Here is a 23,757-nt window from a genome sequence, read left to right on the forward strand (position 1 = left end):
TATCTGCTCTTAAGACAGGACAATCACATACTAAGATTCGGTGAACAAGAGGGATCAGACTCAGCTCAGGGCCAGAAAGAGTTCCGGCAGGACGTAGCTTCGCAGTGAAATGATGATGATCAACACGACCAGTGGCGTCAGATCGATGCCGCCAAGATCGGGCAGCACTTTGCGAATAGGGCGATAAATCGGCTCCAGAATCCGATTCAACCCGTACCAAATCTGGGCAACGAATTGCTGGTGAAGGTTCAGAACCTGAAAGTTGATCAGCCAGCTCATTATGACCTGAATCAAGACGAACCAATAGGCGATGCTCAATACCAAGTCGATCGGGCCGAAAATTGCCATCATATTCGTATTCTCCAAGTCACGTTTCGCGAGAGGTAGTAGCTAGCGCGGCAAAGAGCAAGTGTGCGCTAACAGAACCCTTGCGAAATAGGCCAAAGACCCGTCTTATGAAAACAACGATAAACAGGGGCAGTCATGGCAGAAATTTCCAAGCGCAAGCGCATTTGGGGTTGGTGGTTTTTCGACTGGGCCAGTCAACCGTATCATACATTGCTGGTTACCTTTGTCTTTGGTCCCTACTTCGCCGGAGTTGCGGCAGAGTATTATCTGACGTCAGGTCTGGATGCTGATGCGGCCGATGCGCGGGCGCAGACGGTGTGGGCGAATTGCATGACCATCATTGGGTTGATCATCGCCTTTGGCGCACCGTTGATGGGGGCCATGGCGGATGTTTCGGGTCGTCGAATGCCATGGATTTTCGCGTTTTCGGTGATGTATGCGGTGGGGTCCGCCGCGCTTTGGTACACGATGCCCGACGGGTCGAATATGTGGCTGATGTTGTCGGCCTTTGGTCTGGGCTTTGTTGGCGCGGAATACGCGCTGATCTTCATCAATTCGCAGCTGCCCGATTTGGGGGACGAAAATGAAGTTGGTGAGATTTCGGGGTCAGGATTTGCTTTTGGCTATTTTGGTGGGCTGATCTCACTTGCGATCATGCTGGCGCTGTTCGTCGAGCAGGCCAATGGCAAGACCCTGATCGGAATGGATCCGCTGTTTGGGCTGGATGCCTCACTGCAGCAAGGCACACGTTTTGTGGGGCCATTCACGGCGGTTTGGTTCGTTCTGTTCATGATCCCCTATTTCCTGTGGGTCCGTGATGATGCGCCCACCGACAAAAAAGGCAGTGTGGGCGATGCGCTGCGCCTTCTGGCCAATTCGATTTCCAATCTGCGCCACCGGGTCAGCCTGGCCACCTACCTTGGATCATCCATGTTCTACCGTGACGCGTTGAACGGGCTTTACACCTTTGGCGGTGTTTATGCGCGGCTGGTGCTGGAATGGGACCTCATCAAGATCGGTGTCTTTGGTATCGTCAGCGTTCTGGCTGCGGCTGCGTTTTCGTGGGTCGGCGGTAAGTTGGACAAGAAATACGGCCCTAAACCAGTGATTTTGGTGGCTATCTGGGTGCTGATCTTTGTTTGCATCACCATCGTGTCGATGGACCGCACACAGATCTTTGGCATGTCTTTACCCGAAGGATCCGGCCTGCCTGATCTGATGTTCTTTGGCTGTGGGGTTCTGATCGGCGGTATGGGCGGTATTCTGCAATCTGCCAGCCGTTCGATGATGGTGCGACACACCGACCCCAAAGCCCCGGTCGAAAGCTTTGGGCTTTATGGTTTGTCGGGTCGTGCCACAGCCTTTGCCGCCCCCTTGCTAATCGGAATAGCCACAACTGTAACCGGCAGTGCAAGACTGGGGGTGTCACCCATCGTTCTGTTGTTTATTCTGGGCCTAATACTGATGCGCTGGGTGAAACCGGAAGGGGATCAGAGCAGATGATTTTATTACGTTTTTTGACGATACTGGCCGCGATTGTTCTGACGAACACTGCTACGGCGCAGCCTCTGGCAAAGCAGTTGTTCGGGGCGCAGAAAGTAAGTTCGCAGCAGAAATCCGCCGCCTTCGGCAGTTATTCGCGCGGGTGCGCCGCAGGGTCGGTGCAATTGCCCGAGACGGGACCGACATGGCAGGCGATGCGGCTGTCACGCAATCGCAATTGGGGACATCCTGAGGCGATTGATTATGTGCAGGACCTCAGCAAGTTCGCGGCAAAGCAGCCCGGGTGGAACGGGCTATATGTCGGCGATATCAGCCAGCCGCGCGGTGGGCCGATGACATCCGGGCACCGCAGCCATCAACTGGGTCTGGACATCGATATCTGGATGCTGCCCGGCGACAACATGCGCTTAAGCCGCAAGGCGCGTGAGAATATCTCGTCGATTTCATTGCGCCGATCGAATGGCGCGTTCGTCAACGGTAACTGGACAAAACAACACCATGCTGTGCTGCGTGCGGCGGCCAAGGACAAACGTGTTGCGCGAATTTTCGTCTTTCCCGGCGCCAAGGTTGAGATGTGTAAAAACGAGAAGGGCAATCGTGCCTATTTGCGCAAGATCAGGCCCTGGTGGGGACATCATTATCATTTCCATGTCCGTCTGAAATGCCCACGCGGCTCTAAAGGTTGCGTTAATCAGGATCCTCCGCCAAAAGGGGATGGCTGTGCCGAGGCGCAGCAATGGGTGAAAAACATTCTTAATCCACCCCCACCCGACCCAAATGCCCCAGCGCCCAAGAAACGGCGTGAATATCGATTGGCCGATCTTCCTCAGCAATGCACACAAGTTCTGCAATCCAACTGATCGCCGCGGTATTGCTGGCCGGGGCGGCTTGGGCAGTTGATCTCAAGACACCCAACCACCTTGGCAGTTTCACTTGGCGTCACACGGCCGAGTGGTTTGGTGGGATTTCTGCCATCCACCTCTCTGATGATGGCCGCCATTTGATTGGAATGACCGATCGTTCGACACTGATTACCGCACGGGTCGAGCGTAACGATGACGAAATTTCCGACATTCAGATCACTAAAAATTGGCCTCTTATTTCCAGCAGAGGGCGCCCTCTGACAGGTGGGGTCGGGGATTCCGAAGGCATAGCCATTGCCCCTGATGGCGCCCTGTTCGTCTCGTTCGAAGGTATCCACCGCGTGGTATATTACCCCGCGCCGGGGAACAAAGCGCAGGTTCTGCCGCGGCCCAAGGCGTTCGACGGCTTTGAGGTCAACGGCTCACTTGAGGCGTTGGCCATTGATCAGCGCGGCCACATTTTCACAATGCCCGAGGAAAACCGAACAGCGACGGGTGATATCCCTGTCTATCGGTGGGACGGTCAGGTGTGGTCGACGCCTTTCGTTCTGCCGCAACGGGGGGACTTTCTGCCGGTTGCAGCGGATTTCGGACCGGATGGCAGGCTTTACGTTTTGGAACGGGATGTCGGTTGGATCGGGTTCCGTTCGCGTCTGCGGCGATGGGAGTTGGACGGTGACACCCCAAGCGCCGAAGAGATTCTTTTCCAAACTGGGACCGGTGCACATGACAACCTCGAGGGTTTGTCTGTCTGGCGCGACGACGAGGGCCGCTTGCGGGCCACTATGGTGTCAGATGACAATTTTCTGGCGCTTCAGCGTACTGAACTGGTCGAGTATGCTCTGCCCGATTGACACGTCCAAAGCAAAGGTCTAGAAGCGCGGCTTGCCTTGGGACGGTCCCTTGGCCAAGTCGCCGCTACCTTGTCAAAACGGGCATCTGAAAATGCAACGCGCTTATATACCCGGCATTATTGCCATGGCTGCCATTGTTGTGGCCTCGAATTTTCTGGTTCAGTTCCTGATCTTTGACGGGCTGCTTACCTGGGGTGCTTTCACCTATCCGCTGGCCTTTCTGGTCACCGACATCATGAACCGCGTCTATGGCGTGGCGACCGCCCGCAAAGTCGTGTTTGCCGGGTTTATCACCGGTATCATCTGCTCGCTGATCGGCAGCCAGATCATGCTGCAAGGTGACGGTTTCACTTATGCCGCTGTGCCGCTGCGAATCGCCGTTGCGTCCGGGACCGCTTTCCTGCTCGCGCAGCTTACGGACGTCACCGTGTTCAACTCATTGCGTGGCGGCCGTTGGTGGCGCGCGCCGCTGGTCTCGACCCTGATCGGATCGGCGTTGGACACCACTTTGTTCTTCACCATCGCATTCTCGGCTTCGATTACTCTCTTTGGTGCCGACGCCGACGCCGCAATCAGCTGGGCGTGGGAGCCTGTACCCTTCATGCTGACCGGTCCGATGGCGCCCCTGTGGGTAACGCTGGCCTTTGCGGATTGGCTGGTGAAATTGTCGCTGGCGATGATCGCGCTGATCCCGTTCAAGGTGATCGTGGCGCGACTGACCGCTCAGCCGGCGTAAAAAAAAACGTTTTGAGTTTCGTGCAACTCGTGGCACGATTCCAGTAACCGAAACAGTTTGAAAGGAGGTGATCCAATGTCGAGAAAGGGATTGGAGAGAGGTGTTGGAACAACCGGGGGGATCGCCTGTTAAGGCAGCCCTTGGCGGAGCGCTCGCTCCGGCTGGTCGATTGATCTAACCGACCCAACCTCCTGAGCTTTCGAAGGGCCGTCCCATGCGGGGCGGCCCTTTTTGTTTTCGGATCAGGCCTGTAAGGTCAGCCTCATGTTGCGCATCACCGACGATATCACCCTGCAAGACTGGGAAATGACCGAGAGCTTTGTTCGCTCATCCGGTCCCGGCGGGCAGAACGTGAACAAGGTGTCCACCGCCGTCGAATTGCGGTTCGAGGCGGCGCGCTCACCTTCTTTGCCTGATCCCGTCAAATCGCGGCTCAAGCGACTGGCGGGGCGACGCTGGACCAAAGAGGGCGCGATCATCATTCAATGCGACGAAACCCGCAGCCAGGCGCGCAACCGCGAAATAGCGCGCAACCGGCTGGCCGAGCTGATCACCCGCGCTATGCTTAAACCCAAGCGCCGTATCGCCACCAAACCCACCTATGGCTCGGTCAAACGACGTCTGGCGGCCAAGAAAGCACGGTCGGACGTCAAATCCCTGCGCGGTAAAGTTTCCGAAGATTGATCTGGTATCTTTGCGGCGCATCGCTACTCTGACCCGGCGCAGTTGCAAGAGGACAAGATCATGAGGTTAGAGGGAAAAACCGCCATTGTAACCGGCAGCGCATCAGGCTTTGGTGCCGGTATCGCGCGGAAATTCCTGTCTGAAGGTGCCCGCGTCATGATCGCCGATATCAACGGTGATGCGGCCGAGGTTCAGGCCAATCAATTGGGCCCGAACGCCTTTGCACATCAGGTCGATCTGGCCAACGGCCCATCGGTTGAGGCGATGGCAGACGCAGCCTTTGATCGACTGGGGCATCTCGATATCCTAGTCAACAACGCCGGCGTCACCCACCTTCCCACCCCGCTGGAGGATGTGAGCGAAGAGGATTTCGACCGCGTTTTCAACGTGAACATGAAATCTGTCTATCTAACGGCCCGTGCATTGGTTCCGCATATGAAATCGCGTGGTACCGGCGCGATCCTGAACGTGGCCTCGACAGCGGGGCTGTCGCCACGACCGAACCTCAACTGGTACAACGCCTCCAAAGGTTGGATGATCACCGCGACCAAGACGATGGCAGTCGAACTGGCACCATCAGGCGTCCGGGTGAATGCCATCTGCCCGGTGGCGGGCGAGACACCTCTGCTCAAATCCTTCATGGGAGAGGACACGCCCGAGATGCGGGCCAAGTTCCTGTCGACCATACCGCTGGGCCGATTCTCAACGCCTGAGGACATGGCCAACGCGGCCTGTTTTCTGTGTTCCGACGAGGCCAGCATGATCACCGGCACTGCATTGGAGGTCGACGGTGGCCGCTGCATCTGATCCGCTCTTCATTTGGCAAAAAATATCTCGACCGGAGGCAGCGCGGTTGCGCGCTCTTCTGCTCCAACATCTTAAAAACCAATGAACCCCGGACCCAGAAACCTGATCACCGATGTCCCTGGCCTTTTGGTTGGAAACGCTCAGGATGATGCACTCAAATCCGGCGCAACAGTCCTGACGGCCGCTGATCCCTTCACGGCCTCCGTTCATGTGATGGGCGGCGCGCCAGGTACGCGGGAAACTGACCTGTTGGCGCCCGATAAGTCGGTGTCGCGTGTGGATGCGATCGTTTTGTCCGGCGGGTCGGCCTTTGGTCTGGACGCCTGTTCCGGGGTGACCGACGCCCTGCGCACGCAACACCGCGGTTTTGAGGTTGGCAATGTCGTCGTCCCCATCGTTCCGGGGGCGATCCTGTTTGACCTTCTCAACGGCGGCGACAAAACCTGGGCCGAGAACCCCTATCGCGCGCTGGGGCGTCGAGCATTTGAAGGCGTATCCGATCAGTTCGATCTGGGCACCGCTGGTGCGGGGACTGGTGCCTTGGCTGCCATGCACAAGGGCGGGCTGGGATCTGCCTCGTTTGTGATGGAAAACGGGGTCACGGTTGGCGCCTTGGTTGCCGCCAATCCGCTCGGCAGTGTCACCACGCCCGGTGACCGTCATTTCTGGGCAGCACCGTTTGAAATGGGCGATGAATTCGGCGGATTAGGGCCTGATACCAGTACTGGCCTCGGTCGCAGCATGACTAGCCGAAAAGCCAAGGCAATGAGGCCGACCGAACCGGGCAAGGGCAATACCACCATCGCAATTGTTGCGACAGATGCCGCGCTGTCCAAGTCGCAATGCAAACGGATGGCGGTTGCGGCACATGACGGGATCGCGCGGGCGATTGTCCCCGCGCACACGCCGGGAGATGGCGATCTGGTGTTCGGCGTCAGCACGGGCAATCACCAACTGTCTGAGGGCGAACTGGGGCTTCTCGGCCACGTGGCTTCGATCTGTCTGGCGCGGGCGATTGCACGAGCCGTGTTTTTGGCGGTCCCCGCACCAAGAGATCTATTGCCCTGTTGGTCCGACATACATGACTTAAGTTAAGGACGGCCTATATGCCGCAGTGGCACAGTGCCCTCGCGCGGCAATCTGCGCGTTGACTCTTTTTTGCGCCGACGGTCCATTCGGTGCAGCCAATTCGTATCGGAGCAAAAGCTATGAATCGCATTCTCGCGACCGCAATCGTCGGCCTTCTGGCCCTTCCCGTATATGCCGAAGGCGACGCCGAAGCCGGCAAGAAGACCTTTAACAAGTGCAAATCCTGTCACCAGATTGCCGACTCTGAGGGTGAAGTCATCGTAAAGGGCGGTAAAACCGGTCCGAACCTGTATGGGATTGCAGGCCGGACCGCAGGCACCGTCGAAGACTTCAAATATGGCGATAGCATCGTTGCCGCTGGTGAAAACGGTCTGGTCTGGGACGAAACGACATTCGTTGAATACGCAAAGGACCCCAAGGCGTTTCTGAAAGATTATCTGGGTGAAACCTCGGCCAAATCCAAAATGACCTTCAAGCTGAAGAAGGGTGCCGAGGATGTTTACGCCTATATCGTAAGCGTGTCTGGCGAATAAAGCCGCAGACCAAACACCGTTTGAGGTTACAAAAGGCCGCAGCCCCTGCGGCCTTTCGTGCGCTTGATAACCGCGTTGAACAGCGCCAATTTGAAAGCGCGCGGTTTTTCATGCATTGCACGCATAAATTCGCAGAGCCAAGCCGACCCGGTGGCAGCCAATTTCGAATTTCCGGCCCTTCGGGTGGATCGGCAGCAGGAGACGACAGATGGGAATCATGATCCCGGCCTGGGTTGATGGCGAGTTGACCCCAGTGGACAAGCTTGAGGCGCATGAAAAAGGCCTGCGGCACAAGGCGGTGTCGGTCTTTGTCGTGCGCGGGACCGAAATTTTGATGCAGCGTCGGGCTTTAGGAAAATATCACACCCCTGGCCTTTGGGCGAATACCTGCTGCACCCACCCCGATTGGGGTGAGACGCCGTCTGTCTGCGCCGTGCGCCGACTGCGCGAGGAATTGGGAATTACCGGGCTTTACCCGGAATACCGTCACCGGTTGGAATATCACGCTGATGTTGGCAACAACATGATCGAGCATGAAGTGGTCGACATCTTTCTGGCCCATGTGCGCGGCCCGCTGAAGATTGAGCCCAACCCGGAAGAGGTCATGGAAATTCGCTGGATCGATTACCACGATCTTCTGGCCGAAGTGCAGCGCTATCCCGAGCGATTTACACCGTGGCTCAAGATCTATTTGCACAATCACGCCGACACGATTTTCGGACCTGATCTGATTATCTCGGCCACCTCCTGAAGGCTACGCCTTGCAAGGGCCGCCCAAGCCGCATAGATCAACGCGTCATGGCTAAGCAAAAGACAGACCCGAATTACAAAGTCATCGCCGAAAACCGGCGCGCACGCTTCGATTACGCAATCGAGGACGATCTTGAGTGTGGCATTATGCTGGAAGGGTCCGAGGTCAAATCCCTGCGTGTAGGTGGGACGAACATCGCCGAAAGCTATGCCTCGGTCGATGATGGCGAGCTGTGGCTGGTCAACAGCTATATCGCCCCCTATGAGCAAGCGAAATCGTTCAAACACGAGGAACGCCGTCGGCGCAAACTGCTGGTGTCACGTAAGGAATTGTCGAACCTGTGGAACGCGACCCAGCGCAAAGGCATGACACTGGTGCCGCTGGTTCTGTATTTCAACCACAAGGGCAAGGCCAAGATCAAAATCGGTATCGCCAAGGGTAAGAAAAACCACGACAAGCGCGAAACCCAGGCCAAGCGTGACTGGTCACGTCAAAAGCAGCGGTTGATGAAGGATCATAGCTGATCCTTCATACCTCTCAGAACGCCATCGCAGCTGATACCGCACGTTTCCATCGGTCATAGGCGGCATCACGCTCTTTGGCAGAGAGTTCCGGTTCGAACCGGCGATCCAGCGCCCAGGTTTCCGCAAATCCCTGTTGATCCGGATAAACGCCTGCGCGCATACCGGCCAGCCAGGCCGCGCCCAATGCGGTGGTTTCCTGCATTACCGGCCGGTCAACCTCGGCGCCCAGGTAGTCCGACAATCCCTGCATCGCCCAGTTTGACGCGCTGGCGCCACCGTCTACACGCAGGATAACGTCGGTATCTGCACCCCAGTCGCCCTGCATGGCGTGCCACAGATCGCGTGTCTGATATGCGATACTTTCCAGCGTGGCCTTGGCAAACTCGGCGCGGCCTGAATTCCGGGTCAGACCGAACACCGCGCCACGGCAATCCGGCTTCCAGTAAGGCGCGCCGAGGCCGGTAAAGGCGGGCACCAGCACGACATGCTGGTTCGGGTCTGCCTTTTGGGCCAGCTCGCCACTTTCCGGGGCGCTCTCGATGATCTGCATCGCGTCGCGCAGCCATTGCACCGCTGCACCGGCCACAAAAATTGACCCTTCCAGGGCATAGGTCCGTTTACCGTCCAATTGATAGGCGATGGTGGTCAACAGGCGGTTCTTCGACTCGACCGGCTTATCCCCTGTGTTCAGCAGAGCAAAACAACCGGTGCCATAGGTGGATTTCATCATGCCGGGTTGGAAGCAGGCCTGACCGATGGTGGCGGCCTGTTGATCACCGGCAACACCAAGAATCGGGATATTTCCCCCAAACAGGGTCGTATTTCCAAAATCCGAGGCGCAATCATGCACCTCGGGCAGCATGTTCATTGGCACGTCCAGCAGATCACAGATCTCGGCGCTCCATTCACCCTTGTGGATGTCGAACAGAAGCGTGCGCGCCGCGTTGGTGGCATCCGTCGCGTGGTTGCGCCCTTCTGTCAGGCGCCAGATCAAGAAACTGTCGATGGTGCCGAACATCAGCTCTCCGGCCTCGGCCCGGTCCCGCGCTCCCGGCACGGTGTCCAGCAACCATTTAACCTTGGTGCCCGAGAAATAGGGGTCCAGCAGCAGCCCGGTCTGGGCGGTCACGTCATCCTCGCACCCGGCTTGTTTGTAACGCGCGCAGATCTCGGCTGTGCGGCGGTCCTGCCAGACGATTGCGTTGTGGATTGGCGCGCCAGTAGCGCGGTCCCATACAACAGTTGTTTCGCGCTGGTTGGTGATGCCGATGCCCGCGATCTGATCAGAGGTCGCCCCGACACTGTCCATAACTTCGCGGCAAACCCGCAGGACGCTGTCCCAGATTTCCTCGGCATCATGCTCGACCCAGCCTTCCTGCGGGAAGTGTTGAGTGAATTCGTGCTGTGCGGTGCCCGCGCGCTGCATCTCTGCGTCGAATAGAATTGCCCGCGATGATGTGGTGCCCTGATCAATGGCAAGAATGTAGGTCACGCCTCATGCCCCTCCCGTTTCGTTTTGCGGGACTTTAGCGCAAACAATGACGAACGTGCCAGAGCGTTCAGACAGGAATGTTGTCGATCAGTCGCACCCCATCGGCCCAGGCTGCGGCGAACAGACGGGCAGGACGGTTGGCGTGGGTGAGAGGCTCCAGCGTTTCTGCGCAGCGCAGTTGGATGTATTCCACCTGCGAAAAACCTGCGGCCAGCAAATCGGTCTCGGCCTGTTTGGCCAAAGGATCAAACTGCGCGCCGTCTTTAAAGGCGGCTGCCAATTCCCGCATGATCCGGTTTTTATGGGCGGCAGTATCCAGCCCCTTGGACGACAGTCGCAGGTTGCGCGATGACATGGCCAGACCAGAGCGTTCGCGAACCGTCGGGCATCCAACGACCTCGGTCGGAATGTCCAGATCGCGGGCCATGCGGGTTACGATCATCAGCTGTTGATAGTCTTTTTCTCCAAAATAGGCTCGATCTGCCTGCGTTTGTAGGAACAGTTTGGCCACAACTGTGGCAACGCCGTCGAAATGGCCGGGGCGGAACTCGCCCTCCATCACATCGGTCAGGCCCGCGACGGAAACGGTGGTGGCAAAGCCCTGCGGATAAATCTCTTCGGGTTCCGGAACATAGATCGCATCAACGCCGTATGGGGCCAATTTCTGCGCATCCTCGTTCTCGGTGCGCGGGTATTTTGCCAGATCCTCGGGGTTGTTGAACTGTTTGGGATTCACAAAGATCGTGACGATCACGCGGTCGCAACCTGCCTTGGCGGCCTCAACCAGCGACAGATGCCCCTGATGCAGCGCGCCCATAGTCGGAACCACGCCGATCTCTTCACCCTTCCGCGTCCATTCCGAGGTCAAGGCACGCAGGTCGGCCAGACGGCGAAAGATTGGGGCGGTCATGTCTTGGGTCCTTTGGTCGGGGCCTGATCGGAAAAAACGTGTTCGTCCGCCGGGAATGTTCGGGCGCGTACCTCGGCTGCGTATTCGGCAATGGCGGCTTCGGCCAATGGGCCAAGCTCAGCATAGCGTTTGACGAATTTCGGTTTGAAGGCGGTGAAAAAGCCAACCATGTCGTCGACAACCAAAATCTGACCGTCGCACCCGGCCGAGGCGCCGATTCCGATTGTTGGGATCGCGATTTCGCCGGTGATCTGATCGGCCAGCTTCTGCGGTACTTTTTCCAGCACAACCGAGAACGCGCCCGCCTCGGCCACAGCGCGGGCATCTTCCAGTACAGCCTCGGCCTGTTCGTCGCGACCTTGAACCTTGTATCCGCCAAGTGTGTTGATCGACTGCGGGGTCAGGCCAATATGCGCCATCACCGGAATCCCGCGCTTGACCAGAAAGCGGATGGTCTCGGCCATTTCGACGCCGCCTTCCAGCTTAACCGCGCCTGCGCTGGTTTCGGACATCAGCCGTGCGGCGTTCCGGAACGCCTCAGCAGGTGAGTGCTCGTAACTGGCAAAGGGCATGTCGATGACCATCATCGCACTTTCCAGACCGCGCGCGACGGCCTGACCATGCATCACCATCATCTCCATCGTCACGCCCAGCGTCGATTCCAGCCCGTGCAGCACCATGCCGACGCTGTCGCCCACCAGAACGAAATCACAATGATCGTCCATCAACCGCGCCATTGGCGTGGTGTAGGCGGTCAGACTGACCAGCGGCTCGCCGCCTTTGCGGGCGCGAATATCCTGCGCATTCGGGGCTTTTTTACGGGCGGTGGCGCTCATTGTCGCTCCTCCGGTTGTCATGTTGCAGCGCGGCATAACAGATGGGAGCGGGCTATAGAAACCCCGGTTGCGCGAACATTTCCTTGAATGACCTAAGGTTTAAAGGGAAGTTGGGTGCAGTACGGCCCAAAAAAACGCAGGTTTCCATTTTCAGTGGGGAGTAATTTACATGACAAAGCAGACATTTCGGTCCTTTGCTTCGGTGCTGGCGGTTAGCGCCAGCCTGTTTGGTACACAGGTTTTCGCTAAATCCGACATTACCATAGCGTTGCAACTAGAGCCGCCGCATCTGGACCCGACCAGTGCCGCAGCGCAGGCCATCGATTCGGTGGTTTACACCAATATCTTCGAAGGCCTGACCCGGTTTATGGGTGACGGATCGGTGGTTCCTGGTCTGGCTGAAAGTTGGGAAATCTCGGAAGATGGCAAGGTCTATACCTTCAAGCTGCACGATGGGGTTACCTTCCACGACGGCACCACGATGGATGCCGAGGACGTCAAGTTCAGCCTGGACCGCGCCCGATCCGAGGATAGCGCAAATGCGCAAAAAGCCCTGTTTGCCGGGATTGAAAACATCGAGGTGGTCGACCCGCTGACCGTCAAGGTGACCCTGTCTGAGCCAAACGGGAACTTCCTGTTCAACCTGGCCTGGGGTGATGCGGTTATTGTCGCGCCCGATAGTATCGAGGGCATCAAGACCAACCCTGTCGGAACCGGCGCTTTTACCTTTGGTGAATGGGTTCAGGGCGACAGTATCACTCTGAACCGCAACCCGGACTATTGGGGCGATCAGCCTGCGTTAGAGACTGCTACATTCAAATTCATCTCGGACCCGACGGCGGCTTTTGCGGCCATGATGGCCGAGGATATCGACGTGTTCGACAATTTCCCCGCGCCAGAGAACCTGCCGCAATTTGAGGCTGATCCGCGCTTTCAGGTGCTCGTCGGCTCGACTGAAGGGGAAACCATTCTGTCCACCAACAACAAGATGCCACCCTTCGATGATATCCAAGTGCGTCAGGCATTGGCCCACGCGATTGACCGTCAGGCGATCATCGATGGAGCGATGTTTGGCTACGGCACGCCCATCGGCACCCATTTCGCGCCGCACAATCCGGCCTATGTCGATCTGACCGGGAACTCGGCCTACGACCCCAAGAAGGCCGCCAAGATGTTGGCCGATGCTGGATATGCGGAAGGGTTTGAAACGACGCTGCATTTGCCGCCCCCATCCTATGCCCGCCGCGGGGGTGAGATTGTGGCCGCCCAACTGGCCGAGGTCGGGATCACGGCCAATATCGTCAACGTCGAATGGGCCCAGTGGCTGGAATCGGTGTTCAAAGGAAAGGACTTTGGTCTAACCATCGTCAGTCATACCGAGCCTATGGATATCGGGATCTATGCGCGCCCTGACTATTACTTCCAGTATAACAGCACCGATTTCCAGGCGCTGATGGACACGCTGAATTCAACGACAGACCCCGAAGAACGCACCCGTCTGCTGGGTGAGGCGCAGCGCCTGATCGCAGACGACTACGTCAACGGGTATCTGTTCCAGCTGGCCAAGCTGGGCGTGGCCAAAGCCGGAGTTCAGGGCCTGTGGGAAAACGCGCCCACGGCCGCAATCGATCTGACGCAGATCAGCTGGTCCGAGTGACTCAAGGCAGGGGCCGCTGGTTCACGGCCCTTGCATTTAATGTTGTCGAGCGAGCCAAGGATGATTTTGTTTCGTGTCCTGTTTCTGGTTTTTGTGACCGTTGCCCTGGCGGCAACGACTGTGGAACCGGTTGTGGCGCAGAACATTCTGGACAGTCGGTTGGATACACCTATCGGGACGCCAGAGAACCCGCTGGATGTTGGCATCGGTATTCGAATCGATCAGATCACCAGCGTTGACCAGAAGGCCGAAAACTACGGTGCCGTGGTTGTGCTGCGAGTTGAGTGGACCGACCCTGCGTTGGCTTTTGACCGGCAAGAACTGGGGCGCGATTTCCGGGTTTTCAACCCCCCGGCGCTGGCCGATCATGCCGCTGAGATCGGGACGGTGGTACCAGCATTCGTCATTCACAACCAACAATCCAACAAGTGGATTCACGAAGCCGCCGCCTCTCTGCGATATGACGGGCGGGTGTTGTACGTCGAGAAATCCTCGCTGACATTACAGGCCCCACATTTCGATTTTCGGAAATACCCTTTCGACACACAGGAGTTTCATTTCGAGGTCGTTTCGATCTTTCCATCCCAATATGTGTCCTATCATCCGATAAACGAGTTTTCGGGCCTTGGTGACCTGCTGGGCGAAGAAGAGTGGATTCTGGATAATGCGCGACTTGAAACCTCTCAGGTCACGGGCCTTTCCGGTCAGGACAGCGATCAGGTTGCGCTGATTTTCGAAGGCCACCGGCATCTGACCTACTATGTCATTCGGGTGTTTTTGCCGATGCTGGTGCTGATCTCGGTTGGCTGGGCACTGTTCTTTCTTGATGAATACCGCAAAAGGATCGAAATTGCCGGAGGAAACTTGCTGGTATTCGTAGCTTTCAATTGGGCGATTTCTGCTGACCTGCCAAAGCTGGGATATCTGACATTTCTGGATTTCGTTCTGCAATGTATGTTCCTGATGACAGGGGCATTGATTGTGTTCAATGTCGCCTTGCGCAGGCTCAAAGTCTCGGGTCGCGAATCCGGGGCGCGCAAGTTGGATAACTACGCCGTCAAGTGGATTTACCCGCTGGGTTACGCCGCAATCGTTGGCTATGCGGTTTTTGCCTATCTTCTGGTTTCATAGGTGCTGGACCCGCAGGGCGCGCACCCCTAACGTGGCCTCGATGCTTCGCTATGCCCTCAAACGACTGATATCGCTGGTGATCAGCCTCGCCGTCGCCTCGGTGGTCATATTTGCCGTGATTGAGGTGGCACCCGGCGATCCGGCGTCATTCATGTTGGGCGTCAATGCGCAAGAGGATACGCTTGCCGCTCTGCGGGCCGAGTTGGGTTTGGATGTCTCCAAGGTGCAGCGGTATTTCAATTGGGTTGGCGGGATGATGGTGGGGGATTTCGGAACCTCTTACACCTATCGCACGCCAGTATCGCAGATGATCGCGGATCGGCTGTGGGTCTCGCTGCCCTTGGCGCTGTATGCGCTAACTCTGTCCACCGCGATTGCGTTTCCGATTGGCATCTACGCTGCCGCGCGCCGGGGCAAACCGGGCGATCTGACGGTGATGGGGGCCACACAGCTGGGCATTGCAGTGCCGAATTTCTGGTTCGCGATGATGCTGGTCCTAATCTTTGCCATCAACCTGCGCTGGTTCAATGCCGGAGGGTTCGCAGGCTGGGATATGGGGTTCTGGACCGGAATGCATTCCCTGACGCTGCCCGCAATCGCGCTGGCCCTGCCGCAGGCGGCCATTCTGGCGCGGGTCATGCGGTCGTCGTTGCTGGATATTTTGGGTGAGGACTTCATGCGTACCGCACGTGCCAAGGGGTTGTCGCGGCGACAGGCCCTGTGGCGGCACGGGGTGCGCAACGCGCTGATCCCGGTTCTGACCATCATCGGGTTGCAGTTTTCCTTCCTGCTGGCGGGATCTATTATTATCGAACAGGTCTTTTATCTGCCCGGTCTTGGGCGATTGGTGTTTCAGGCAATCTCGGCCCGCGATCTGATTGTAGTGGAATCCGTGGTAATGCTGCTGGTCTTTGCGGTCATTACCGTGAACTTTCTGGTCGATCTGGCCTATGCAGCCGTTGATCCAAGGTTAAGGAGCCGGACATGAGCCGGAGCCTGATCCTTGGGGCTTGTCTGTCCTCGCTGGTGCTGCTGGCGGCGGCGGTTTCATTTGTCTGGACGCCCTATGACTACGCCGCACTGAACATCCCCGACAAACTGCAGCCACCAAATGCTCAAAATTGGTTTGGCACGGATCATTTCGGACGTGACATGTTTTCGATGATCATGGTCGGTGCCCGTACCTCGATAGCCGTGGCTTTGGTGGCGGTGGGGATTGGTATGGCGCTGGGCGTGCCTTTGGGCCTGACAGCGGCTGCGCGCAAAGGGTCGGCGCTGGACGAGCTGATCATGCGCGGCAACGATCTGGTCTTTGCCTTCCCGTCTCTGGTCATCGCCATCCTGATCACTGCTGTGTTTGGTGCTGGCGCGATAAATGCGATCATCGCCATTGGCATTTTCAACATCCCGGTTTTTGCACGCATCACTCGCGGCGCGGCGCTTTCACTGTGGGAGAGGGAGTTCATCCTGGCCGCGCGCGTTTCGGGCAAAGGTGCGGCACGGATATCGGCCGAGCATATCCTGCCTAACGTCGCCAACCTTCTGATCGTTCAGGGCACCATCCAGTTCTCGTTGGGAATTCTGGCCGAGGCAGGCCTTTCCTATGTCGGTCTGGGCGCGCAACCGCCCACGCCAAGTTGGGGTCGGATGCTGGCAGATTCGCAGACAATGGTCAGTTTTGCCCCGCATTTGGCTCTGATTCCGGGTCTGGCGATCATTGTCACGGTGCTTGGGTTGAACCTGCTGGGAGATGGGTTGCGCGATTGGCTGGACCCCCGGATCAGGGTGGCGCGCACATGAGTTTACTTGAGATCGAAAACCTGTCGCTGTCCATTCACGGCACGGACATCCTGAAACAGGTCAATCTGTCCATCGCGCCCGGTCAGATCGTGGCCGTGACCGGGGAAAGCGGATCGGGCAAATCGATGACCGCGCTCGCCGTGATGCAGCTTTTGCCGGCTGGGGCCCGATCGGACGGGGCCATTCGCCTGAACGGATCAGATCTGCTGAATTGTAGCGAAGACGAGATGTGCGCCCTGCGCGGTGCTTCAGTCGGTATAGTGTTCCAAGAACCGATGACCGCACTGAACCCGGTCAAGACCATCGGCGATCAGGTGATGGAGACCATTCTGGTTCACAAGGCCATGCCCCGCGCGCAAGCCCGCGACCGTGCTGAAGAGGTTTTGAGCCGCGTGGGCCTGCCGCCAGACCGTTTTCCCTTGTCCCGGTTTCCGCATGAATTGTCCGGAGGTCAACGCCAGCGTGTCGTGATCGCCATGGCCATCGCCCTGCGACCCAAATTGTTGATTGCGGATGAGCCGACAACCGCTTTGGACGTGACGACGCAGGCGCAAATCCTCGAACTTTTGAAGGGGCTGGTGACCGAATACGGCATGGGACTGCTGATGATCACCCACGACCTTGCCGTGGTGGCGGACCTGGCCGATCAAATCGTTGTCTTGCGTTACGGCGAAGTCGTCGAATCCGGAGCCACCAACCACCTGCTGCGACAAATGCAGCACCCATACACCCGCATGCTGTTCGAGGCGTCGGGCCATCAGGTGTCTTTGCCCGAGACCGCCCAATCCCAGCCATTGCTCGAGGTGACAAATGTGGTGCGTGAATATCGTCTGCCCCGCAAACGCCTTTTCGATGCACCGGGGCTTCTCAGAGCTGTGGACCAAGTCAGCTTTACCCTAAATCGCGGAGAGCGTCTGGGTTTAGTCGGTGAGTCTGGCTGCGGAAAATCGACCCTAACCAAGGCTATTTTGGGACTCGAAGAGACCCAAGGCGGCGAAATCAACCTGGACGGCCAACCCGTGTTCTCGGGTCACAAACCGAACCTTGCAGTGCGGCGCAAAATGCAGGTGGTCTTTCAGGACCCCTATGGCAGTTTCAATCCGCGCCACCGTGTCGCCCGTTTGATTACCGAACCGTTCCATCTGCTTGATGTTCCACCTACAGGATCCGAGAGGGAGGGCAGGATCGCTGAAATACTGACGGCTGTGGACCTGGCACCTGATGACATGGGAAAATACATCCATGAGTTCTCAGGTGGCCAGAGGCAGCGCATCGCCATCGCCCGTGCGTTGATCATTCGCCCAGAGTTGATCCTGTTTGATGAGGCGGTTTCCGCCCTTGACGTCTCGGTCCGGGCCCAGATCCTCGATCTGCTGGTGGAATTGTGTGAGGCCTACGATCTGACCTATCTGTTCATCAGCCATGATTTGAGCGTCGTGCGCACCATCACCGACCGCGTTATGGTGATGCGTGCCGGTAAGATCGTGGAGCAGGGTGAGACGGAAAGCGTCTTTTCTGATCCGCAGCACCAATACACGAAAGACCTGATCAATGCCGCGCCCACACTGCCTGATATAAGTAGTAATGTAGCATGAAACCTCTAATAGAGCCGAAATAGGAGTGCCCATGACCAGCCCCCTTTGGTTTGACCCCGCCTTGTGTTTGATCGGCGGCAACTGGGTGGCACCAGCCGCACAAACGACATTGTCTCTGATCAACCCTTCGAACGGGTCCGAGGTCTGTCGGATCGCCAGGGGCGATACGCAAGATGTGGATGCTGCGGTCAGGGCTGCTCAGGCCGCGCTTGACGGAGATTGGGGTCGCATGACGGCCTTGGAGCGCGGGCGTATCCTGACCCGATTAGGACAGTTGGTGACAGATCATGTTGAGGAACTGGCCGTACTTGAAGCTATGGACGTGGGCAAACCGCTTACGCAGGCGCGGGCGGATGCCGTTGCGCTGGCGCGGTATTGTGAATTCTACGGCGGGGCTGCGGACAAGGTGATGGGTGAGACCATTCCGTATCTCGACGGCTATACGGTCTATACCCTGCGGGAGCCGCATGGCGTGACGGGGCATATCGTGCCTTGGAACTATCCTATGCAAATCATCGGACGCTCGGTTGGGGCCGCTCTGGCAATGGGTAATGCCGGCGTCCTGAAACCCGCGGAAGAAGCGTGCCTGACTGCGCTGGCCTTTGCACATCTGGCACAAGAGGCTGGCCTGCCCGCCGGGGCACTTAACGTCGTACCCGGATTAGGGGCCGAAGCGGGGGCTGCCCTGTCAGGTCATCCCGGCGTGCACCATGTCTCGTTCACCGGATCGGTTTCCACAGGGGCGCTGGTGCAGCAGGCAGCGGGACGAAACGTGGTGCCCGTGACGTTGGAGCTTGGGGGGAAATCACCGCAACTGGTGTTTGACGATGCCGACCTGGATGCGGCCCTGCCGTTTTTGGTCAACGCGGGTATTCAGAACGCCGGGCAAACCTGCTCGGCCTCATCCCGCATTCTGGTGCAGCGTGGCGTCTATGATCAGATCAAACAGCGCATGGCTGCGGCCTATGGGGATCTGACGGTTGGCCCAGCGCTGGATGATCTGTGTGTTGGCCCACTGATCTCGGCCCGCCAAAAGGACATCGTGTCCGGCTTTCTGGCCAAGGGTAACGGTGCGGACTTGCCCATCGCAGGTCAAGGGCGGATCGCTGACGGCGCCCCGGCAACGGGCGCTTACGTTTTGCCGACGCTCTTTGCGGACGTTCCGCCTGATCACTGCCTGGCCAAAGACGAAATATTTGGTCCAGTTCAGGTTCTGATCCCGTTCGATACCGAGGAAGACGCGGTGAAGATTGCGAATGGCACCGATTACGGCTTAGTCGCCAGCATCTGGACCTGCGACGGGGCGCGGCAGATGCGTTTGGCGAAAAAACTGCGCTCGGGCCAAGTGTTTATCAACAACTACGGAGCGGGCGGTGGTGTGGAGCTGCCCTTTGGCGGAGTCGGAAAATCCGGTCATGGCCGAGAGAAAGGGTTCGAGGCGCTGTATGGGTTTTCACAACTGAAAACAGTCGCGGCTTACCATGGTTAGAGCCTAAACAATCACTTCTATCGCCTCTTGCGCGCCTACGCCGAACACCCGTTTGTAACGTTCGATCTGATCCCTGGGGCCCATCGCCTTTTCTGGATTGTCCGACAGTTTGACAGTCGGTTGGCCATTGGCGGAAACCGCTTTGCACACCAGCGAAAACGGCGCCAGCGCATCGTTTGGTACAAGCCCGCGAAAATCGTTGGTCAGCAAAGTGCCCCAACCAAAGGACACTTTGGTTCTGTGGGAAAACTGAGTGTGCAAGTCCCGAATTTTGTCGACATCCAGGCCGTCCGAGAAAATAACACGCTTCTCCATCGGGTCTTCTCCACGAGACTGCCACCACTTGATCGCGGTTTCTGCGCCTGTCGCGGGATCGCCACTGTCGATGCGAATGCCGGTCCATCCGGCCAGCCAATCGGGCGCGCGATCCAGAAAGCCCTGCGTGCCATAGGTGTCCGGCAGAATGATGCGCAGATTGCCGTCATGTTCGTCGTGCCAGTCGCTCAGCACGTCATAAGGCGCTTGCGCCAGTTCGGCATCGTCTTTGGCAAGGGCACTGTAGACCATCGGCAGTTCGTGCGCGTTGGTGCCGATGGCCTCAACTTCGCGCCGCATCGCGATCAGACAGTTAGATGTACCAGTAAAGGACGGTCCCAGACCCTCGATCATGGCCTGCACGCACCAGTCCTGCCAAAGAAAGCTGTGTCGACGCCGGGTTCCGAAATCCGCGATCCCAAGCCCGTCAATATCCCGCAGTTGTTCGATCTTCTTCCAAACGCGGGTCATGGCCTGGGCATATAGCACTTGCAGCTCAAACCGCCGCATGTTGTTCAGCACCGCGCGCGAGCGCAGTTCCATCAGAACCGCAAGCGCCGGGATTTCCCACAGCATGACCTCGTGCCATTTGCCCTCAAAGGTCAGCTCGTACTGATCGCCCTTCCGTTCCAGGTGATAGGGCGGCAGGCGCATGTTTTCGAACCATTCCATGAAATCCGAACGGAACATCTGGCGTTTGCCATAGAATGTATTGCCCCGCAGCCACGTGCTTTCGCCCCGGCTGAGGCTAAGCGACCGGATATGATCCAATTGCTCGCGCAGTTCGCCTTCATCGATAAGTTTTGCCAATGGGATGTGATTCGACCGGTTGATCAGGGAAAAAGCCACATCTGTTTGGGGCTTATTTCGAAACACTGACTGGCACATCAGCAGTTTGTAGAAGTCCGTGTCGATCAAAGACCGTACAATCGGGTCAATCTTCCATTTATGATTGTACACGCGTGTCGCAATATCGACCATGGGGAACTCCTGCGATTTCCGTTGTTAGATCAATCAGTGCGTGGAATGGCAAGAGTCGCTGGAATGATGACAATGACAAGGTCAGGTCACATTGCGAGCATATTGTGTGTTCTTTTCACAGTTTAGTGAAAAGAAAGGGATGGTTGAACGAGGTTAATTTGGTGAATGGTTCTCGAGTACGATTTTGACATCGTTGTTAACGAACAAGCGGATGAGGAAACCGGTTCCGAGCATTTGGACCAGTGCGCCACATGCGCGCGATTCCGTCATGTGAAAACGGCTGACGCGCTCAGATCGGCGTCACCTAAGATTCGTTTGATTTTTCAGGAAGCCGGGTTCGATCTGGATTCGACTGACAGCGACATGATGCACGGGTATTACCCTCCACGGGATGTAGCAGAACGCGAGCGGATTTTGCGCGCGTTGTTCACGAATATTCGGGAACTTGGCATCAGTGGCGAATATTGCGGTGAGTTCGATTTTCATCGCTTTTTGGACAATGTCAAAACGGCCAAACCGCGCAACGATCAGCGCCCAAAAGTCGAGAATTGGACGCCGAACCCGCGCTATAAATCACCCGCAACGCCCGAGCGCCGCACATTGCCCGGACGAATTGGCGTTGCATTGGGACTGGCGGTGATATTGTTCGCAGTGCTCAGGTATCTTGCCGAAAAAGGCGCTACGCCTTAGATCAGCGCAACACCGGCGTCACGCATCGCGGCCTTGGCGGCTGCCAATGATCCATCCATGTCGATCGCCCGACATGCGTCCATGCGCACGGTGACATCAAATCCCAAGCGGGCAGCGTCAACAGCTGAAAAATGAACACAGAAATCTGTGGCAAGCCCAACTAGGGTCAGTTTGGTGATCCCGCGTGATTTCAAGTAACCTTCTAAACCGGTCGGTGTCTTTTGGTCGTTCTCAAAAAATGCGGAATAGCTGTCGATACCGCGTCGAAAGCCCTTGCGAATGACAAGATCGGCATGGGTCTTCAGGTCCGGGTGGAATTCCGCACCTTCGGTGCCCTGCACACAGTGATCTGGCCACAAGACTTGAGGCCCGTAATGCATGTCGGTTGTTTCAAATGGGGACTTGCCGTCATGTCCGCTAGCAAAGGACGAATGCCCCTCAGGGTGCCAGTCCTGTGTCAGGATCACGGTGTCAAACTCAGCCATCATAGCGTTTATGTGGGCCACGATCTCGTCACCTCCAGGCACAGCCAGCGCACCACCGGGGCAAAAATCGTTCTGAACGTCAACTACAATCAGGGCATGGGTCATCAGGGTCTCCTCACATTGCCCTATCGGTAGGGGGCTGGGCGGGGGGCGTCAATCCGGTCCCTTGCGACTCTGGCCCAGCGGGTTTAGACCGCGCGCATGTATACGATCGCTGCTCTCTATCACTTCACCCGTTTTTCGGATCACGTGTCCCTGCGCGACCCGCTGCTGGACCTTTGTCGCGCGCAGTCAGTCAAGGGCACCTTGTTGCTGGCTGCCGAAGGGATCAACGGAACCATCGCAGGCCCGCGTGGCGGGATCGATGCGGTGCTGGCCCATATCAAGGCTTTGCCCGGTTGTGCGGATCTTGAGTGGAAAGAGGCCACATCCGATCACCCGCCCTTTGGCAAAATGAAGGTGCGTCTGAAAAAAGAGATCGTGACCATGGGCCAGCCGGACGTCGATCCGTGTGCCCGCGTCGGCAATTATGTCGAGCCTGAAGACTGGAATGATCTGATCCGCTCTGACGACGTGGTCGTGATCGACACTCGCAACGATTACGAAGTGGCGATTGGTACTTTTGAGGGCGCAATAGACCCTGAAACAGCCAGTTTTCGTGATTTCCCGGCCTGGTGGGAAGAAAACAAAGACCGCTTTCACAACAAGCGGGTTGCCATGTTCTGCACCGGCGGCATCCGTTGTGAGAAATCCACCAACTACCTGTTGGGGCAGGGGGTCGAGGATGTGTACCACCTGAAAGGCGGCATCCTGCGGTATCTCGAAGAGATGCCCGCCGAGGACAGCAGCTGGCAGGGTGAGTGCTTTGTTTTCGATAATCGCGTCTCGATCGGACATGGGTTGGTCGAAGGACCACACAACCTGTGCCACGGCTGCCGCCGCCCGATTCTGCCAGAGGATATGAAGCGCGCGGAATACGAGCACGGCGTGTCCTGCCATCGGTGCATCAATGAGACTTCGGATGCGGACAAGACGCGTTTCAGGGAACGTCAGAAACAGATCCTGTTGTCGCGTCAGCGCGGGCAAGAGCATCTGGGCGCTGAATGACAGGCGAATGATTTGGGTTGCGGGTACAGGCCGGAACCCTGATGATCGCGGAAAAACCTAGGTCATCGGAGGTTTTATGCACCGCGAACCTACAACACTGGAAGAGTGGAAATCGACGCTTATCGCAGCGGTCGGACTGGTTATTGCCAGTTTTTTCGCGTGGTATGGTCTGTCGCGCCTAAGTGAGGCGGCCGCAGGCGAAACCATTGGTACTATTGTGTCGGTCTGCCTGGTGGTTTGGGTCGCATCGCAATCCTGGTACTACATGACACAGGTGAAACTGCCGCATCGACGCTTGTTTCTGATGGGTGTGTCCTTCATTCAGGTCGTGCCGTTCTTGTTCGCGGCGGCGTATGGCGCTTTCGGCTACGCCGACAATTGCGTGGTCGGTGCAGATGCTCCAGCCGATTTCCTGTATTTTTCATACGTCACCTTCACCACTGTGGGATATGGCGACATGATCCCAACAGGTTTATGTCGCGGGCTGGCCGTCGCTGAGGCTGTTACCGGCTACATCCTCTTGGGTATGTTTGTTGCTGCTACGGTTGCGCTCTATACCCGCCACCATAAACATTAG

At 57.3% G+C, this 23,757-nt stretch carries 25 protein-coding genes; 19 read left to right on the forward strand and 6 right to left on the reverse strand.

What is annotated here, in order from left to right:
* Positions 1 to 60: 60 nt before the first annotated feature.
* The gene (locus AC2FJC_RS10710; protein ID WP_108860000.1) at positions 61 to 351 is read right to left on the reverse strand and encodes a YggT family protein; all 291 of its coding nucleotides are present in this window, start codon (positions 349 to 351) and stop codon (positions 61 to 63) included.
* Positions 352 to 483: 132 nt separating this feature from the next.
* Between AC2FJC_RS10710 and AC2FJC_RS10715 the strand changes: the two genes are divergently transcribed.
* From AC2FJC_RS10715 to smpB, 10 genes are all read left to right on the forward strand, one after another.
* Positions 484 to 1,851: an MFS transporter gene (locus AC2FJC_RS10715; protein ID WP_496739489.1), complete on the forward strand. Its 1,368-nt coding sequence runs from the start codon at positions 484 to 486 to the stop codon at positions 1,849 to 1,851.
* Positions 1,848 to 2,711 (forward strand): penicillin-insensitive murein endopeptidase, encoded by an 864-nt coding sequence (gene mepA, locus AC2FJC_RS10720; protein WP_496739490.1) that lies wholly within the window; start codon positions 1,848 to 1,850, stop codon positions 2,709 to 2,711. Before AC2FJC_RS10715 ends, mepA begins: the two co-directional genes overlap by 4 nt.
* Complete coding sequence (locus AC2FJC_RS10725) at positions 2,684 to 3,568, forward strand: esterase-like activity of phytase family protein (RefSeq protein ID WP_496739491.1); 885 nt, start codon at positions 2,684 to 2,686, stop codon at positions 3,566 to 3,568. The genes mepA and AC2FJC_RS10725 overlap by 28 nt, the downstream gene beginning before the upstream one ends.
* A 91-nt stretch (positions 3,569 to 3,659) precedes the next feature.
* On the forward strand, positions 3,660 to 4,304 hold the full coding sequence (locus AC2FJC_RS10730) for a queuosine precursor transporter (RefSeq protein ID WP_058279096.1): 645 nt from the start codon (positions 3,660 to 3,662) through the stop codon (positions 4,302 to 4,304).
* Positions 4,305 to 4,568: 264 nt separating this feature from the next.
* Positions 4,569 to 4,988 carry an alternative ribosome rescue aminoacyl-tRNA hydrolase ArfB gene (arfB, locus tag AC2FJC_RS10735; RefSeq protein ID WP_496739492.1) on the forward strand — a complete coding sequence of 140 codons (420 nt, stop codon included), beginning with the start codon at positions 4,569 to 4,571 and terminating at the stop codon, positions 4,986 to 4,988.
* Positions 4,989 to 5,048: 60 nt separating this feature from the next.
* On the forward strand, positions 5,049 to 5,795 hold the full coding sequence (locus tag AC2FJC_RS10740) for an SDR family oxidoreductase (protein WP_496739493.1): 747 nt from the start codon (positions 5,049 to 5,051) through the stop codon (positions 5,793 to 5,795).
* A gap of 81 nt (positions 5,796 to 5,876) precedes the next feature.
* The gene (locus AC2FJC_RS10745; RefSeq protein ID WP_496739494.1) at positions 5,877 to 6,890 is read left to right on the forward strand and encodes a P1 family peptidase; all 1,014 of its coding nucleotides are present in this window, start codon (positions 5,877 to 5,879) and stop codon (positions 6,888 to 6,890) included.
* A 113-nt stretch (positions 6,891 to 7,003) separates the two neighbouring features.
* Positions 7,004 to 7,417 (forward strand): c-type cytochrome, encoded by a 414-nt coding sequence (locus AC2FJC_RS10750; RefSeq protein ID WP_496726436.1) that lies wholly within the window; start codon positions 7,004 to 7,006, stop codon positions 7,415 to 7,417.
* A 208-nt stretch (positions 7,418 to 7,625) separates the two neighbouring features.
* A complete protein-coding gene (gene idi / locus AC2FJC_RS10755) occupies positions 7,626 to 8,168 on the forward strand; it encodes an isopentenyl-diphosphate delta-isomerase (protein ID WP_496739495.1) in 543 nt (180 codons plus the stop codon).
* Positions 8,169 to 8,215: 47 nt separating this feature from the next.
* Positions 8,216 to 8,692, forward strand: coding sequence for an SsrA-binding protein SmpB (smpB, locus tag AC2FJC_RS10760; protein WP_058272887.1), 477 nt, complete (start codon positions 8,216 to 8,218; stop codon positions 8,690 to 8,692).
* 13 nt (positions 8,693 to 8,705) lie between these two features.
* Here the strand turns inward: smpB and glpK are convergent, their stop codons facing one another.
* From glpK to panB, 3 genes are all read right to left on the reverse strand, one after another.
* Positions 8,706 to 10,184 carry a glycerol kinase GlpK gene (glpK, locus tag AC2FJC_RS10765; RefSeq protein ID WP_496739496.1) on the reverse strand — a complete coding sequence of 493 codons (1,479 nt, stop codon included), beginning with the start codon at positions 10,182 to 10,184 and terminating at the stop codon, positions 8,706 to 8,708.
* A gap of 67 nt (positions 10,185 to 10,251) precedes the next feature.
* Positions 10,252 to 11,094, reverse strand: coding sequence for a pantoate--beta-alanine ligase (gene panC, locus AC2FJC_RS10770; RefSeq protein ID WP_496739497.1), 843 nt, complete (start codon positions 11,092 to 11,094; stop codon positions 10,252 to 10,254).
* Positions 11,091 to 11,930 (reverse strand): 3-methyl-2-oxobutanoate hydroxymethyltransferase, encoded by an 840-nt coding sequence (panB, locus tag AC2FJC_RS10775; protein ID WP_496697307.1) that lies wholly within the window; start codon positions 11,928 to 11,930, stop codon positions 11,091 to 11,093. Before panB ends, panC begins: the two co-directional genes overlap by 4 nt.
* Positions 11,931 to 12,099: 169 nt before the next feature.
* Here panB and AC2FJC_RS10780 point away from each other — a divergent pair, with 169 nt between their 5' ends.
* From AC2FJC_RS10780 to AC2FJC_RS10805, 6 genes are read left to right on the forward strand one after another with little or no spacing between them, the layout of a single operon-like run.
* Positions 12,100 to 13,587, forward strand: a complete 1,488-nt coding sequence (locus tag AC2FJC_RS10780; protein ID WP_496739498.1) for an ABC transporter substrate-binding protein — start codon at positions 12,100 to 12,102, stop codon at positions 13,585 to 13,587.
* Between the two features lie 60 nt (positions 13,588 to 13,647).
* Entirely contained in the window at positions 13,648 to 14,718 is a 1,071-nt protein-coding gene (locus AC2FJC_RS10785; RefSeq protein WP_496739499.1) for a ligand-gated ion channel, read from the forward strand.
* Positions 14,719 to 14,758: 40 nt separating this feature from the next.
* Entirely contained in the window at positions 14,759 to 15,706 is a 948-nt protein-coding gene (locus AC2FJC_RS10790; RefSeq protein ID WP_496739500.1) for an ABC transporter permease, read from the forward strand.
* Positions 15,703 to 16,518 carry an ABC transporter permease gene (locus tag AC2FJC_RS10795; protein ID WP_496739501.1) on the forward strand — a complete coding sequence of 272 codons (816 nt, stop codon included), beginning with the start codon at positions 15,703 to 15,705 and terminating at the stop codon, positions 16,516 to 16,518. The genes AC2FJC_RS10790 and AC2FJC_RS10795 overlap by 4 nt, the downstream gene beginning before the upstream one ends.
* Positions 16,515 to 18,113, forward strand: coding sequence for an ABC transporter ATP-binding protein (locus AC2FJC_RS10800; RefSeq protein ID WP_496739502.1), 1,599 nt, complete (start codon positions 16,515 to 16,517; stop codon positions 18,111 to 18,113). Before AC2FJC_RS10795 ends, AC2FJC_RS10800 begins: the two co-directional genes overlap by 4 nt.
* A gap of 31 nt (positions 18,114 to 18,144) precedes the next feature.
* Positions 18,145 to 19,602 (forward strand): aldehyde dehydrogenase family protein, encoded by a 1,458-nt coding sequence (locus tag AC2FJC_RS10805; protein ID WP_496739503.1) that lies wholly within the window; start codon positions 18,145 to 18,147, stop codon positions 19,600 to 19,602.
* 3 nt (positions 19,603 to 19,605) lie between these two features.
* On the opposite strand, the gene pncB is transcribed toward AC2FJC_RS10805, so the two are convergent.
* Entirely contained in the window at positions 19,606 to 20,898 is a 1,293-nt protein-coding gene (gene pncB / locus AC2FJC_RS10810) for a nicotinate phosphoribosyltransferase (RefSeq protein ID WP_496739504.1), read from the reverse strand.
* 165 nt (positions 20,899 to 21,063) lie between these two features.
* Here pncB and AC2FJC_RS10815 point away from each other — a divergent pair, with 165 nt between their 5' ends.
* Positions 21,064 to 21,588 (forward strand): hypothetical protein, encoded by a 525-nt coding sequence (locus tag AC2FJC_RS10815; protein WP_496739505.1) that lies wholly within the window; start codon positions 21,064 to 21,066, stop codon positions 21,586 to 21,588.
* Here the strand turns inward: AC2FJC_RS10815 and pncA are convergent.
* Positions 21,585 to 22,178: a bifunctional nicotinamidase/pyrazinamidase gene (gene pncA / locus AC2FJC_RS10820; protein WP_496726424.1), complete on the reverse strand. Its 594-nt coding sequence runs from the start codon at positions 22,176 to 22,178 to the stop codon at positions 21,585 to 21,587. The two genes, AC2FJC_RS10815 and pncA, sit on opposite strands and share 4 nt — an antisense overlap.
* A gap of 96 nt (positions 22,179 to 22,274) precedes the next feature.
* Between pncA and trhO the strand changes: the two genes are divergently transcribed.
* Together trhO and AC2FJC_RS10830 are read left to right on the forward strand one after the other, a co-directional pair.
* A complete protein-coding gene (gene trhO / locus AC2FJC_RS10825; RefSeq protein ID WP_496739506.1) occupies positions 22,275 to 23,180 on the forward strand; it encodes an oxygen-dependent tRNA uridine(34) hydroxylase TrhO in 906 nt (301 codons plus the stop codon).
* 76 nt (positions 23,181 to 23,256) lie between these two features.
* Entirely contained in the window at positions 23,257 to 23,757 is a 501-nt protein-coding gene (locus AC2FJC_RS10830; protein ID WP_058275022.1) for a potassium channel family protein, read from the forward strand.

This window comes from Ruegeria sp. CDSB117, from assembly GCF_059611005.1.

What these genes read in the sequence shown, in the direction of transcription:
- AC2FJC_RS10725 (WP_496739491.1), top strand. Translation starts at nt 2,684, where the DNA reads ATGCACACAAGTTCTGCAATCCAACTGATCGCCGCGGTATTGCTGGCC.
- AC2FJC_RS10795 (WP_496739501.1), top strand. Translation starts at nt 15,703, where the DNA reads ATGAGCCGGAGCCTGATCCTTGGGGCTTGTCTGTCCTCGCTGGTGCTG.
- AC2FJC_RS10715 (WP_496739489.1), top strand. Translation starts at nt 484, where the DNA reads ATGGCAGAAATTTCCAAGCGCAAGCGCATTTGGGGTTGGTGGTTTTTC.
- panB (WP_496697307.1), bottom strand. Translation starts at nt 11,930, where the DNA reads ATGAGCGCCACCGCCCGTAAAAAAGCCCCGAATGCGCAGGATATTCGC.
- arfB (WP_496739492.1), top strand. Translation starts at nt 4,569, where the DNA reads ATGTTGCGCATCACCGACGATATCACCCTGCAAGACTGGGAAATGACC.
- pncB (WP_496739504.1), bottom strand. Translation starts at nt 20,898, where the DNA reads ATGGTCGATATTGCGACACGCGTGTACAATCATAAATGGAAGATTGAC.
- AC2FJC_RS10815 (WP_496739505.1), top strand. Translation starts at nt 21,064, where the DNA reads ATGGTTCTCGAGTACGATTTTGACATCGTTGTTAACGAACAAGCGGAT.
- AC2FJC_RS10780 (WP_496739498.1), top strand. Translation starts at nt 12,100, where the DNA reads ATGACAAAGCAGACATTTCGGTCCTTTGCTTCGGTGCTGGCGGTTAGC.
- idi (WP_496739495.1), top strand. Translation starts at nt 7,626, where the DNA reads ATGGGAATCATGATCCCGGCCTGGGTTGATGGCGAGTTGACCCCAGTG.
- panC (WP_496739497.1), bottom strand. Translation starts at nt 11,094, where the DNA reads ATGACCGCCCCAATCTTTCGCCGTCTGGCCGACCTGCGTGCCTTGACC.
- trhO (WP_496739506.1), top strand. Translation starts at nt 22,275, where the DNA reads ATGTATACGATCGCTGCTCTCTATCACTTCACCCGTTTTTCGGATCAC.
- AC2FJC_RS10710 (WP_108860000.1), bottom strand. Translation starts at nt 351, where the DNA reads ATGATGGCAATTTTCGGCCCGATCGACTTGGTATTGAGCATCGCCTAT.
- AC2FJC_RS10745 (WP_496739494.1), top strand. Translation starts at nt 5,877, where the DNA reads ATGAACCCCGGACCCAGAAACCTGATCACCGATGTCCCTGGCCTTTTG.
- AC2FJC_RS10750 (WP_496726436.1), top strand. Translation starts at nt 7,004, where the DNA reads ATGAATCGCATTCTCGCGACCGCAATCGTCGGCCTTCTGGCCCTTCCC.
- AC2FJC_RS10740 (WP_496739493.1), top strand. Translation starts at nt 5,049, where the DNA reads ATGAGGTTAGAGGGAAAAACCGCCATTGTAACCGGCAGCGCATCAGGC.
- mepA (WP_496739490.1), top strand. Translation starts at nt 1,848, where the DNA reads ATGATTTTATTACGTTTTTTGACGATACTGGCCGCGATTGTTCTGACG.
- AC2FJC_RS10805 (WP_496739503.1), top strand. Translation starts at nt 18,145, where the DNA reads ATGACCAGCCCCCTTTGGTTTGACCCCGCCTTGTGTTTGATCGGCGGC.
- AC2FJC_RS10730 (WP_058279096.1), top strand. Translation starts at nt 3,660, where the DNA reads ATGCAACGCGCTTATATACCCGGCATTATTGCCATGGCTGCCATTGTT.
- pncA (WP_496726424.1), bottom strand. Translation starts at nt 22,178, where the DNA reads ATGACCCATGCCCTGATTGTAGTTGACGTTCAGAACGATTTTTGCCCC.
- AC2FJC_RS10785 (WP_496739499.1), top strand. Translation starts at nt 13,648, where the DNA reads ATGATTTTGTTTCGTGTCCTGTTTCTGGTTTTTGTGACCGTTGCCCTG.
- AC2FJC_RS10800 (WP_496739502.1), top strand. Translation starts at nt 16,515, where the DNA reads ATGAGTTTACTTGAGATCGAAAACCTGTCGCTGTCCATTCACGGCACG.
- AC2FJC_RS10790 (WP_496739500.1), top strand. Translation starts at nt 14,759, where the DNA reads ATGCTTCGCTATGCCCTCAAACGACTGATATCGCTGGTGATCAGCCTC.
- smpB (WP_058272887.1), top strand. Translation starts at nt 8,216, where the DNA reads ATGGCTAAGCAAAAGACAGACCCGAATTACAAAGTCATCGCCGAAAAC.
- AC2FJC_RS10830 (WP_058275022.1), top strand. Translation starts at nt 23,257, where the DNA reads ATGCACCGCGAACCTACAACACTGGAAGAGTGGAAATCGACGCTTATC.